The organism is Phycicoccus mangrovi (assembly GCF_018729305.1).
GTDB lineage: Bacteria > Actinomycetota > Actinomycetes > Actinomycetales > Dermatophilaceae > Phycicoccus > Phycicoccus jejuensis.
The window spans coordinates 312370-324335 of record NZ_JAHHWP010000011.1; the positions used below are offsets into that span (position 1 = coordinate 312370).

Annotated in this window: 11 protein-coding genes; 2 read left to right on the forward strand and 9 right to left on the reverse strand. The window is 76.2% G+C overall.

Going from position 1 to position 11966, the window contains the following annotated elements:
* Window positions 1–91: 91 nt before the first annotated feature.
* The 8 genes from KMZ30_RS10175 to KMZ30_RS10210 all read right to left on the reverse strand — a co-directional run bounded on the left by KMZ30_RS10175 (window position 92) and on the right by KMZ30_RS10210 (window position 8057).
* On the reverse strand, window positions 92–1027 hold the full coding sequence (locus KMZ30_RS10175; RefSeq protein WP_215512812.1) for a DNA-3-methyladenine glycosylase family protein: 936 nt from the start codon (window positions 1025–1027) through the stop codon (window positions 92–94).
* Entirely contained in the window at window positions 1027–1833 is an 807-nt protein-coding gene (locus KMZ30_RS10180) for a class I SAM-dependent methyltransferase (RefSeq protein ID WP_215512813.1), read from the reverse strand. Before KMZ30_RS10180 ends, KMZ30_RS10175 begins: the two co-directional genes overlap by 1 nt.
* A complete protein-coding gene (locus KMZ30_RS10185; RefSeq protein WP_215512814.1) occupies window positions 1830–2765 on the reverse strand; it encodes a lysylphosphatidylglycerol synthase domain-containing protein in 936 nt (311 codons plus the stop codon). The genes KMZ30_RS10180 and KMZ30_RS10185 overlap by 4 nt, the downstream gene beginning before the upstream one ends.
* 4 nt (window positions 2766–2769) lie before the next feature.
* A complete protein-coding gene (locus KMZ30_RS10190; protein WP_308279728.1) occupies window positions 2770–4638 on the reverse strand; it encodes a glycosyltransferase in 1869 nt (622 codons plus the stop codon).
* A 1-nt stretch (window position 4639) separates the two neighbouring features.
* Complete coding sequence (locus tag KMZ30_RS10195) at window positions 4640–5716, reverse strand: glycosyltransferase family 2 protein (protein WP_215512816.1); 1077 nt, start codon at window positions 5714–5716, stop codon at window positions 4640–4642.
* Between the two features lie 183 nt (window positions 5717–5899).
* The gene (locus tag KMZ30_RS10200; RefSeq protein WP_308279729.1) at window positions 5900–6886 is read right to left on the reverse strand and encodes a DNA topoisomerase IB; all 987 of its coding nucleotides are present in this window, start codon (window positions 6884–6886) and stop codon (window positions 5900–5902) included.
* Window positions 6887–6966: 80 nt separating this feature from the next.
* Window positions 6967–7704 (reverse strand): hypothetical protein, encoded by a 738-nt coding sequence (locus KMZ30_RS10205; protein WP_215512818.1) that lies wholly within the window; start codon window positions 7702–7704, stop codon window positions 6967–6969.
* Window positions 7701–8057 carry a PadR family transcriptional regulator gene (locus KMZ30_RS10210; protein WP_215512819.1) on the reverse strand — a complete coding sequence of 119 codons (357 nt, stop codon included), beginning with the start codon at window positions 8055–8057 and terminating at the stop codon, window positions 7701–7703. Before KMZ30_RS10210 ends, KMZ30_RS10205 begins: the two co-directional genes overlap by 4 nt.
* 210 nt (window positions 8058–8267) lie before the next feature.
* Here KMZ30_RS10210 and KMZ30_RS10215 point away from each other — a divergent pair, with 210 nt between their 5' ends.
* Window positions 8268–9062 carry an inositol monophosphatase family protein gene (locus KMZ30_RS10215; RefSeq protein WP_215512820.1) on the forward strand — a complete coding sequence of 265 codons (795 nt, stop codon included), beginning with the start codon at window positions 8268–8270 and terminating at the stop codon, window positions 9060–9062.
* A gap of 34 nt (window positions 9063–9096) precedes the next feature.
* Here the strand turns inward: KMZ30_RS10215 and KMZ30_RS10220 are convergent, their stop codons facing one another.
* Complete coding sequence (locus tag KMZ30_RS10220; RefSeq protein ID WP_215512821.1) at window positions 9097–11142, reverse strand: thioesterase domain-containing protein; 2046 nt, start codon at window positions 11140–11142, stop codon at window positions 9097–9099.
* Between the two features lie 44 nt (window positions 11143–11186).
* On the opposite strand from KMZ30_RS10220, the gene KMZ30_RS10225 reads away from it, so the two are divergent.
* Window positions 11187–11909 carry a TIGR03089 family protein gene (locus KMZ30_RS10225; RefSeq protein WP_215512822.1) on the forward strand — a complete coding sequence of 241 codons (723 nt, stop codon included), beginning with the start codon at window positions 11187–11189 and terminating at the stop codon, window positions 11907–11909.
* Window positions 11910–11966: the final 57 nt, after the last annotated feature.

Here is an 11966-nt window from a genome sequence, read left to right on the forward strand (position 1 = left end):
TCGAGAGCAGGAGACACGCAGGGGACCCGGGCCCGACGCCTGCGTGTTCCCTCCCCTCGACGTCCGGGACGACGCGCCTGCGCGGGCCGGCTCAGCGGCCGCGGGTCGGGAGGTGCGTCGGCAGCGTCATCCGCGGCCCGCGCCGCGGCCGGTGGTGGCCGCCGAGCTCGAGGAGGCGCTGGACCCGGTAGCGGTGCCCGCGCCACGGCTCGAGCAGCTCGGCGAGGGCGTCGTCGTCCTGCGGGGTACCGGTCAGCGCCCACGTCATGTCCTTGGCCACGTGGTAGTCGCCGAAGCTCACCTCGTCGGGCAGCCCGAGCGCCCGCTGGGCGACCTCCGCCCACGTCCACCGGCCGATGCCCGGCAGCGCCGTGATGCGGGCCCGCGCCGCCTCGACCGGCATCCCGACGCACTCCTCGAGCCGCCCGGCGTAGCGGACCGCGGCCGCCACCGTCCGCGAGCGCTGCGGGTCGACGCCGGCGGCCAGCCACTCCCACGAGGGCACGGACGCCCAGCCCGCCGGGGTGGGGGCGACGGCGAGGCCGAGCTCCTCCCCCGGGCCGGGCGCGGGCTCGCCGAAGCGGCGGACGAGCCGGCGGTACCCCGCGAAGGCCTCCTTGCCGGTGACCTTCTGCTCGATGACCGACGGCACGAGGTTCTGGACGACCAGGCCGGAGCGGGGCACGCGCCAGCCGGGGCGGCGCCTCCACTCCTGCGCGACGAGCGGGTGGAGCGAGGCGTCGAAGCCCGAGGCGTCGTCGTCCTCGCCGAGCAGCGCCGGCACCTGCTCGAGCATCCAGTCCGTGCCGCTCCCCCACGCCCGCGCGGTCACCTCGTCGGACGCGCCGCCGGGGGCGGTGAGCCGCAGGGTGACCGGGCCGTCGGGGGTGCGCCAGGCGAACCACCAGCCGCCGTCGTCGCGACGGCTCGTGGGGTCGCCGGCGCCGCGCCGGAAGATGCCGACGACCGCACCGAGCGGCACCGGCCGTGCGGTGCGCACGACCCGGAGCACGCCCTCGGCGGACATCAGCCCACGTGGCGCGGCGCCACGCGCAGCGGGGGCCCCGCGGGCCGCGCGGCGCCCTTGAAGGCCGCCCAGACGTACGTGGGGACCAGCGGCAGGGCGGCCGCGAGGACGGGCTCGGGGACGCGGGCGGCCCACCCGGGCACGTTGTCGCCGGCGGAGAAGGCGGCGGGGTCGGCGAGGACCGGCAGCGTGTAGTCCCACACGTCGTAGGCCGCGAAGAGGCGGCGCAGCCCGGCCGGCGAGTAGTAGTGCTCGTAGTACGTCTCGCCCTTGCCGGTCAGGCGCATGTAGCGGTCGGCGGCGCGCTGCGGCAGCCACGAGAGGAACGGCAGCCGGTGGTGCGGCTCGACGACCTGCCAGCGGTGCCCGACGCCGAGGTAGAGCAGCCCCCCGGGCCGCAGGACGCGGTGGATGTCGGCGACGACCGCCTCGGGGTCGACGACGTGCTCGTAGATGTGGTTGAGGACGACGACGTCGACCGAGCCGTCGTCGAAGGGCAGGTCCTCGCCCCGGGCCACGCGGAAGTCGACGCGCTCGCCGAAGCGGGCGCGCGCCTTCTCGAGGCCCGGCTCGTCGATGTCGACGCCGCTCGTCGTGGCGCCGGCCAGCGCGAGCTCGTCGGCGATGAAGCCCGCCGAGCAGCCGACGTCGACGGCGCGCAGGCCCGCGAGCGTGTCGACGCCGAGGGCGTGCCGGACGACGGCGATCAGCTTGGCCGCCTTCTGGCGGCGCGCCTGCTCGTCGAGCATCTTCGCCATGGACTCCGAGTAGGCGAGCTGCTCCTCGCGCTCCGGTCGCTCGCTCATCCCGCAGATCCTAGGAGGTGGTGCCGACGCCCCCACGCCCAGCCGCCGCCCGCGACGAGGAGGTCGGCCACGATGGCGAGGAAGCGCGCGACGACGACGACCGCCGTCGCGGCCGACAGGGGCATGAAGGTGACGAGGAGGAGGGCGAGCACACCGTCGCGCACCCCGACCCCAGCCGGGACGAGCACGGACAGCTGGCCGGCGGCCGACGCGAGGGCGAAGCCGCAGACCCCGGCGACGGCGAGGTCGGTGAGGGAGGCAGCGGGCTGGAGGGAGCGGACGAGCACGGCGACGCCGAGGCCGGCCGACACCCACGCCCCCGTGAACCACGCAGCCGTCGCGAGGACGGCGCGGCCCCCGAGCTCGTGGTCGAGCGGCTCGCGGCGCAGCACGCGCAGGCCGAGCGCGACCATCGCGTTGAGCAGACGCGGCCAGAACAGCACGGCGCCGACGACGACCGCGGCGACGACGACCCACGCCGTGACCGGCGAGCTGCCGCGCGCGAGCAGGCGCGGCAGGGCGACCACCCCGAGGAGGCTGCCGCAGAGGATGGCCAGCCCGATGGACAGCAGGCCGGTGACGGCCATCCGCCGGCGCGGCACACCGAGCTTGGTCCCCATCTCGGCCTGGGCGAGGACCGTCCACACCGACCCGGGCACGTACTTGCCGAGCTGGCCGACGAAGAAGACGCTGGCGGCTGGAGCGAGCGGCAGCCGCGTCCCGAGGTCGGCAAGGAGGATGCGCCAGCCGACGAGCGTGCACAGGGGCGCCCCGAGCGTGAGGACGAGCGCCAGGACCACGGCGGGCGGGCTCATCCGGCCGAGCTCGCGCGAGACCTCGTCCCAGCTGCCGGCCAGCGCCCAGACGACCGCGGCGAGGACGAGGACGAGCAGCCCGTAGCGGACGACGACGAGGACCCGGGCGCGGTTCACCGGCTCACTTCCGCCGGAAGGTCAGGCGCAGCACCGCGTAGGCCGGGGCTCCGTTGTCGCCGAACGCGACCCGCGCGTCGCGCATCTGCGAGAGGACCTCGCCGTCGGCGTCGCCGACGAGGGCCAGGCCGAGGTCGTCGGCGCGCGCGACGATGCCGCGGACGTCGGCCGCGCGCACCGCGAAGTCGGGGTCGTCGTCGCCGATGGGCAGCGTGAGCAGCAGCAGCCCGCCGGAGCGCAGCGACCACGACGCCTGACCGACGACGTGCTGGACGTCGTCGGCGGTGCAGCCCCCGGGGTGCAGGCGGGCCACGACGTCGAGGCTCGCGGTGTCGACGTCGAGTGCCTCGACCGCTGCGCGCCGCCCGGTCAGCTCGAGCTCGACCGGGGCGAAGCCGAGCGCCCGTGCCCAGCGCGAGAACGGGCTCGTCGACCCCGACTCGTCGACGATGACGGCGGTGCGCGAGCGGTCGTCGAGGACGCGCACGAGCGAGGCGACCGCGCCCAGCGCGGCCCACGCGGCGACCGGGTCCTTGGCGCGCGGCAGCCCGAGCTCGCGGGCCACCTCGGCGGCCCGGACGGCGTCGGCGTCGACGGCGAGCAGGTCGGTGGCGCGGACGTCCTCGGGGATGTCGAGCGGCCCGATCGTCAGGACCGGCTGCCGGCGGGCGCGCAGGCCTGCGACGACGGCCTTGGCCCGGGCGACCGGCCCGACGGGGACGACCGTTGGCTCGGGCTCGTCGACGGGCACGGCCGGCGGCGCGGCGAGCGCCTCGAGGGCGCCGACGTAGTGCGCCCAGGGGCCGGACAGGTCGGGTTCGCGGACGGCGTCGGCGAGACGGTCGGCGGTGCCCGGCTCGGCGAGCGTGCGCAACGCGGCGACGAGCGCCTCGCGGTCGGCCGGCGGCACGAGGAGCCCGTCGACCCCGTCGCGCACCTGCGCCGGGAAGGTGCCGACGCTCGTCGCGAGCACCGGCCGGCCGTGGCGGCGGGCGAGGAGGACGTTCTGCGAGGCCGTCGCCGACCGGTAGGGCAGCACGACGACGTCGTGACGGGCCATCAGGCCGGCGATGCGGTCGGCCGGCACGTAGCCGCCGTGGACCTCGACGCGGCCGCGCAGCCGGGGGTCGGCCGCGAGCTCGCGCACCCGGCGGCCGGCATCCCCCCAGAGCTCGCCGGCGACGGTGAGCGTCGGGCCGTCGACCTCGCGCAGGGCCTCCAGGAGCAGGTCGATGCCCTTGTAGTCGCGGACGATGCCGAGCGAGAGCAGGCGGACGGGGCCGTCGTGGTCCGGGCGGGGCTCGGGCGGACCGCCGGGCAGGTGCGGCGGCAGGTCGACCTCGCGGACGCGGGGTGCGCCGAGCTCGGCCGCGAGGGCCGCCTGCGCGTCGGAGTGCACGAGCACGGCGTCGGCGCGGCGCAGGAGGGAGCCGACGAGGGGCCGGTCCCCCGGCCCCGGCTCGTGCGGCAGGACGTTGTGCGCGACGACGACGACGCGCGGGCCACGACCGCCCCCGGCGCCCGCGGCGCGCAGGAGGGCGAGGTGGGCCGGCACGACCGCCGGCACGACGTGGACGACGACGACGACGTCGACGTCGCGCAGCCGGCGCCCGGCGCGCAGCCACGTGTCGGGGCGGGCCCACGACAGGACGCGCAGCGTCCGCGGGAAGGGCTCGACGTCCGGGGCGCCGCCGGGGACGGCCTGCTCCCCCGGGTAGAGGAGGGCCGGGTAGAGGTGGCTCCACGACACGAGGGTGACCTCGTGGCCGGCGTCCGCGAGCTCGTGGGCGAGGCTCGTCGTGTGCGCCGCGACACCGCCCTTGAACGGGTGCGTCGGCCCGACGAGGGCGACCCGCAGCGCGCTGTCCGACACCTCAGACACCGTCGCGCGAGCGCACGACGAGGTCGGAGAGCAGGGCCAGGGAGGCGATCATGATGCCGCTGACGACGAGCAGCACCGTGCTCGCCGGGAAGTAGAACGGGTGGCGCACCATGTCGACGACGGCCTTGACGAGACCGAGCGCCACCATCCACAGGGCCGGCGGCATGAGGACCTTGAGCGGGTCGAAGTACATGACCATCCGCAGCACCTGGAGGATGTAGCGGTAGGCGTCGCCGACGAAGTGGAACTTGCTGACGCCGGCGCGCTTGGCGTAGGTCGTCTCGACGTACTTGATGTCGTGCTGGTTGGACAGGAACGCGATGGTGATCGTCGTGACGCACGAGAAGCCGGCCGGCAGCAGGCGGAGGTAGGGCAGCGAGACCTCGCGGCGGAACGCGCGCAGGCCCGAGTTGAGGTCGGGGATGCGGGTCTTGGTCAGCCACTCGGCGATCTTGCGGATGAGCCACTTCGCGGGCACGCGGGCCCACTTGTGCGTGCCCTCCTCGGTCGTGCGCGCGCCGACGACCTGGTCGTAGGTGAGGTCGTCGCGCAGGATCCGCACGAGCTCGGGGATGCGCTCGTTCTCGTAGGTCATGTCGGCGTCGGTCCACACGACGATCTCGCCGCGGGCCTGCTGCGTGCCGATGCGCCGCGCGGTGCCGGAGCCACCGTTGCGCCGGAAGGGCAGGACGCGGATGTGGGGGTAGCGCCGCTGGGCCCCGCGCAGCACCTCGAGGGTGTCGTCGGTGCTCGCGTCGTCGATGCAGAGGATCTCGTAGGTGTGCTCGGAGTCCTCGAGCACGGCGGAGATGCGGTCGATCTCCTTGAGGACGTGCGCACCCTCGTTGTAGCAGGGCAGGACGACCGTGACGTACGGCGCCGGGCCGGGGCCGTCGGGCCCGTCCTCGATGACGTAGCCGCCGCTGGTCCGGGTGGCCCGGCCGCCGGTCGCGGGGTCGTTGCTGCGGCCGGCCATCTCACCGGTGCGGACGTCGATCTGCTCGGTGGGGGCCGCGTGGAGGACGTCGTGGGTGGGGTCGCCCTCGGGCGCCGCGGGGTGCTCGTTCATCGCCCGCGAGCCTACCGGCGCGGCGCGCCTGCGTTCGTCCCGGCGCTCCCGGGGGTCCACCGCGACCTCGCCCGGCCGCCCTCGCACCGCCTGGCCGCCTCGACCCCGCCTCGCCGCCCTCACCTCGCCCCGCCGCCCTGCCATGACGCCCCGGCACGCCGAGACCACCCCGGCACGGCGGGGTCAGGCGCCGTCGATGAGGCGCGCGACCGCCTTCTCGATCGCCGCCTGCCGCTTGGCGTCGTCCGGGTAGGAGCGCCGCAGCGTCCCCGCGATCGTCACGCCGTCCTCGTACTGGTCGATGACGCGCGGGTCGATGTAGGACTTGCGGGCGATCGTCGGGGTGTTGCCGAGGTAGGCCGACACCTCCTCGACGGCGGCCTTGACGGCGCGCCGGCGGGAGGCGGCGGTGTCACCCTTCTCCGGCGACTCGGCGAGCGCGACCGCGGCGAGCACGGTCGCGTGCCAGGTGCGGAAGTCCTTGGCCGTCAGGTCCTCGGCGACCATCGTCGAGATGTACTCGTTGACCGCCGACGCCTGCAGGTCGGCCCACTTCGCCTCGCCGCGGTAGGCGAGCAGCCGCTTGGAGCCGCCGCGCCGCTTGCGCATGTAGTTGAGCGACTCGATGACCTGCGGGTCGCTGACCGAGATCGAGTGCTCGATGCCGGACTTCCCGACGAAGCTGAAGACGAGGTCCGAGCCCCGGCGACGGACGTGCCGGCGCTCGAGCGTGGTCAGCCCGAACGAGCCGTTGGCGTCGGTGTAGGCGTCCGAGCCGATGCGGAAGTAGCCGAGGTCGAGCAGGCGCGTGGCCGTCGCCGCGGCGCGTGCGAGGGGCATCCCCTCCGCGGCGAGGTCGCCGACGATCGACTCGCGCGCCTTGGCCAGCCGGGTGCCGGCGACCTTGACGCGGTCGAACTTCAGCTCGTCGCGGGCCGTGCGCCAGTCCGGGTGGTAGAGGTACTGGCGCCGACCGGCGGCGTCCGTCCCGACCGCCTGGATGTGGCCGTTCTCGCGGGGGCAGATCCACACGTCCTGCCACGCGGGCGGGATGGCGAGGGCCCGGATGCGCTCGACGGACTCCTTGGGCAGCGACTCCCCCGCGGCGTCGCGGTAGGAGAAGCCCTTGCCCGCCCGCTTGCGCGTCCACCCCGCCGACCGCGGGGACACCCGCCGCAACCTCGCCATGGCGCGACCCTACCCACGCGAGGCCGGCCGTACGCGTGTGACCTGCGAGGACGCGGCCGCGCTCAGCCGAGGACCCGCAGGAGGAGCACGAGGGCGCACCCCACGGCGGCGCACGCGGGCAGGAGCAGCATCGCGACGAGCCGCCCGCTGCGGTCCGCCGCCGCGTCGGCCGCACCGCCTCCGGGGGGTGCCACCCGGTCCGGAGCCGCGCGGCCGGCCACGAGCGCACCGGCCGCGAGGACGACGAGCCCGACGGCGAGCACGACGACCGCGGGGACGCGGACCAGCTCGCCGGGGAGCAGCAGGAGGACGGCCGCCCCGACCGCCACGAGCACCGGCGCGAGCACGACCCCGACCCACCGGCGCTCCACGAGGAGCCGCAGCAGCGGGGCTCCGGGGGCGAGGAGCCCCGCGAGGAGGGCGCCGAGGACGAGCGCGAGCAGGAGGCCACCCGCGGTCACGGCCACGCCGGCGCCGTCGAGGAGGGCGCCGAGGGCCAGCGGCACCAGCACGACACCGAGCAGGCCGAGGACCGCCATGAGGACCGTGTCGCCGTCGACCCCGGCCGACGTCCCCCCGGAGGGTGCGAGGGAGCGGGCGTAGCCGCGCGGGTCTCCGAACGCCTCACGGACCGCCTCGCCGGACTCCCGCAGGTGCGTGTCGACGACGACGAGGTGGTCGCCGATCGTCTCGCCCGGGACGCCCAGCAGGCGCAGCTCGACGACGAAGGCGTCGACCCACGCGGGGTCCGCCGCGGGGGCGAGCTCGCGGGGGTGGCGGGTGGACGGGGTCTCGCTCATCGGGGGGTCCTCTCGGAGGCGGTGGTCGGGGACAGCACGAGGCCGGTGGTGCGGCAGAAGGCATCCCATCGCTCGCCCTGCTCGGCGAGGTGGCGGCGACCGGTGGCGGTGAGGCGGAAGACCTTGCGCCCGGGGCCGGCACTGCCCGGCTCCCACTCGCCCTGGACCCATCCGGCGTCCTGCAGCCGCCCGAGCAGCGGGTAGAGCGTGCCGCCGCGGACCTTGCCGAGGCCGCGCTCGGCGAGTCGCTGCGCCACCGCGTAGCCGTGGGCGGGCGAGTCCTCGAGCACCCCGAGGACCGCGAGGCCCAGCACGGCCCGCAGCCACTCGGTGGGCCACTCCTCCGTCGTCATGGCTACATCGTGGCACTACCTAGATGGTCTGTCTACCTATCTCGGCCGGCGATCTGGCGGACGCCGGCCGGCCGGGTCCGTCCCCCCGGTTCGTCCACGAGACCCCGGCTCCGAACCGGGGTCTCGTGGACATGTCGGGGTCACCCCGAAAAGGGGAGGCGGGTGGGGTCGTTTTGGCCGACGTCGCACCCGTGTGGAACCGTTGCCCCCATGTCCGGCCTCTCGACCGACGCCGTCGCCGACCTCCTGCGCGAGGTCGCCGCGGAGGTCATCACGCCCCGGTTCCGCTCGCTCGGTGAGGGCGAGGTGATGGAGAAGAACCCCGGCGACCTCGTCACCGTCGCCGACCGCGAGGCCGAGGTGGTCATCTCCGCGCGCCTGCGCGAGGCCTACCCCGACGCCGTCGTCCTCGGCGAGGAGGCCTTCGCCGCCGACCACGCGCTGATGGACCGCTACCTCGGGGCCGAGCACGCCTTCACCGTCGACCCGGTCGACGGCACGAAGAACTTCGTCCACGGCTCCCCCGACCACGCGGTCATGGTCGCCGAGACGATCGGCGGCGAGACCGTCCGGGCGTGGATCCACCAGCCCGAGCACGGCCGGACCTGGGTCGCCGAGAAGGGGGCCGGCACGTTCCGCGACGGCGAGCGCATGACCTGCACGCCCGTCCCCGAGGACCGCGACCCGCAGGGCGTCACCTCGATGTGGAGCCTGCGAGACCACGCGTTCGACGGCCTGCCGAAGATGCGGCTGTCGTGGGTGTGCTGCGGCGTCGACTACACCCGGCTCGTCGAGGGCGCGACCGACTACATCGTCTACTCGCGCTCCAACCCGTGGGACCACGCCCCCGGCACGCTGCTCGTCACCGAGGCCGGCGGCTCGGTGGTCCACCCCGACGGCACCCCGTACGGCCCGCGCTCGCTCCTCCCCGGCCTCGTGGTCGCCGTCGACCCGCACACCTGCGGCGCGGTGCGGCGCCGGGCCGCGGAGCACTTCACCCGCTGACCCACCGCCGCCGGCCGCGGCCGGTGACGAGCGGTCAGCGCAGGGGCACCTCGGCGACCGACACGCGAACGCCGCCGAGGTCGGTGCGTCGCGGCGGGCGGTCGAGCGCGTGCTCCTCCTCGGGGAAGCGCAGGTCCGCCACCGAGCGCGGGGTGAGACCGAGCTCCTCGATGGCCTCCGGGCCGTCGGCCGCGAGCAGGACGAGCCGGTGCCCGCTCGACGACGCGCCGCGCGCGAGCTGCTCGACGAGGACCCCGAGGCGCTGCGGGTCCTGGCGCACCGGGGTCGACGCGACGAAGAACGGCCGGCCGCACATCCCGCGCACGGTCTGCGGCCACTCCGAGGAGGCGCGGCCGTCGATGCCGAGCACGACGTCGTCGGGAGCGAGCGCCGCGCACACGCGGTCGGCCGCCTCGAGCGACCCGCGCTCGACCCCGACCCCACGGAACGGCCACGTCGCGAGCACCGCCGGCACCCCGAGCGCGAGGACCGTCACGACCGCCACCAGCGGTGTCCCCCAGGCGCGCCCGGATGACACCAGCCGACGCGACGCCCACGCCGCCGCCACGGTGACGAGGACGACGACGAACGGGAGCGCGACGAGCAGCCGCCGGTCGGCCCACGGGTGGTCCGGGGTGATGCCGGGGCGCAGCAGCGTGAGGACGGTCGAGCCGGCGGCCACGACGAGCACGGGCGCCCACGGCGCGAGCCGCCCCTCGCCGAGCGCGCGCAGCGCCCGGCGCAGCAGGACCGCCAGCGCGACGAGCGCGACGACGAGCGCGGCCCAGCCGACGTACCAGGAGAGCCAGTCGACGGTGTGCTCGGCGTAGGTGCGACCCCCGTCGACCGGCAGGCCCTGGCGGCGCTGCATCCCGGCGACGTAGCGGGCTCCGGGGTCGTTGGGGTCCTGGCGCACGGTCATCCACCACGGGCGGGTCCACAGGCCGACGCCGACGACGACGGTCAGCGCGCCGACGACGTCCGGCAGCCGGCGGACGGCCCCGCCCGGCAGCCGGCGCCCGCGCCGCCACAGCGCCAGGCCGCCGAGCGAGGCGGCGAGGACGACGACGGCGATGGCGGCGAGCGGCAGCAGGCTGGCGTGGATGTCGCCGAGGTAGCGGTACGAGAGCAGCAGCGCGAGCCCCCACGCGACCACGCTCGAGGCGACGAGCCCGACGGACACCGGCCGCACCCAGCGCTGACCGAGGGCGGCGCCGACGGCGAGGAAGGGGACGAGCAGGAGCACCTCGCGCAGCGCGTCGACACGGGCGAGCCCGGTCCCCCCGACGAGGACGCCGGCGACGAGCGCGAGCCGGCGCACGCCCGGCCCGTCGCGCCCGACGGCGAGCGTGAGGGCCAGCAGCCCGCCGACGAGGGTGAGCAGGGCCAGCTGCTCCGAGTAGGTCCCCCGCGCGACGTTGAGGACGGGGAAGAGCACCGCGGTCGGACCAGCCGCCGCCACGCCCCACCACGGCCCGGCCAGGTGCGCGGCGAACAGCCCGAGGGCGAGCAGCACCAGCCCCATGACGACCGCCGGCAGGACCTGGGCGGCCGGCGGCCCCCCGGCCCAGACGCCGTACCCGTAGACGACGGCGGGCGCCATGAGGAACTGCGGCTGCACGGCGGGGTCCTGCGCCGACCCGACCTGGTAGAAGGCGGCGCTGGCGACGGTCACCTCACCGTCCTCGAGGGCGCGGGGGCCGCCGATGACCGACGTGTCGACGGGGACGACCCGCTCCCCCGTCGCGGCCAGGCTGATCGCCGCCTGGAGGTTGCTCGCGGCGTCGCGCCGGGGCAGCACGTGCTCGGAGTGGGTGACGCCGGCGTACACCGCGAAGCCGACGACCAGCGCGACGAGCGCCACGGCCGGCCCGACCCCCGTCCGCACCCCCGGCAGGCCGCGCACCGCGACCCACGCGCCGACGGCGGCGAGCACGGCCACGAGCCAGCCGACCCACGGCGTCCACACCCCCACCGCGGCCGCGAGCCCGCCGAGCGACGTCACGAGGACCACCCAGAGGCCGGCGGCCAGGGCTCCCCGGGTCAGCAGGCGGCCGGGCTCCGGGGCGGGGTCGGTCATGGGCCATGAGCCTAGACCGCGTCCCCGTTGCTACCGTGCGGGCGATGGCCCACGACCCGACCCCCGCCGCGCTGCTCGCCCGCCTCGTCGCGAGCGACCCCGGCCGCCCGCGCATCACGGTCTACGACGACACGGACGGCCCGACCCACGGCGAGCGCATCGAGCTCTCCGCACGGGTCCTCGCCAACTGGGTCGCCAAGGCGGCCAACCTGCTCCAGGACGAGCTCGACGCGTCGCCGGGGACGGCGGTGCGGCTCGCGTTGCCGCCGCACTGGCGCACCCTGTACTGGGCGCTCGCCGCGTGGTCGGTCGGGGCGTGCGTGGTGACGTCGGACGCCCCGGGCCCGGTCGACGTCGTCGTGACGGACGACCCGGCCGGCGTGGCGGACCTCGACGACGCCGACCACGTGGTCGTCGTCACCCTCGCCGCGCTCGCGCGGGCCGCCTCCGTCGAGGTGCCCCCGGGCGCGGTCGACGAGGCGCGCGAGATCGCCACGCACGGTGACGTGTTCGAGCCGCGGGAGGACCCGGAGCCCGGCGCGGACGGCCTGCGGACGGCGGCCGGCCTCCACGCCCTCGACGCGCTCGTGCCCGCCGCCGGGACGGCCGGGCGGCTGCACACGGCCACCTCCGACACGGAGGCCTTCCTGCGCCTCGCCCTGGAGGCGTTCGCGGCCGACGGCTCGCTCGTGCTGACCCGCGGCACACCCGGCGACGACGTGCTCGCGGCGCGCCTCGACAGCGAGGGCGTGACCGAGCGCCGGTGACCGTCGGCCGACGAGCCGGTCGGAGCGGCGGCGCCGGGTCGTCGCCGCGCGGCGGCC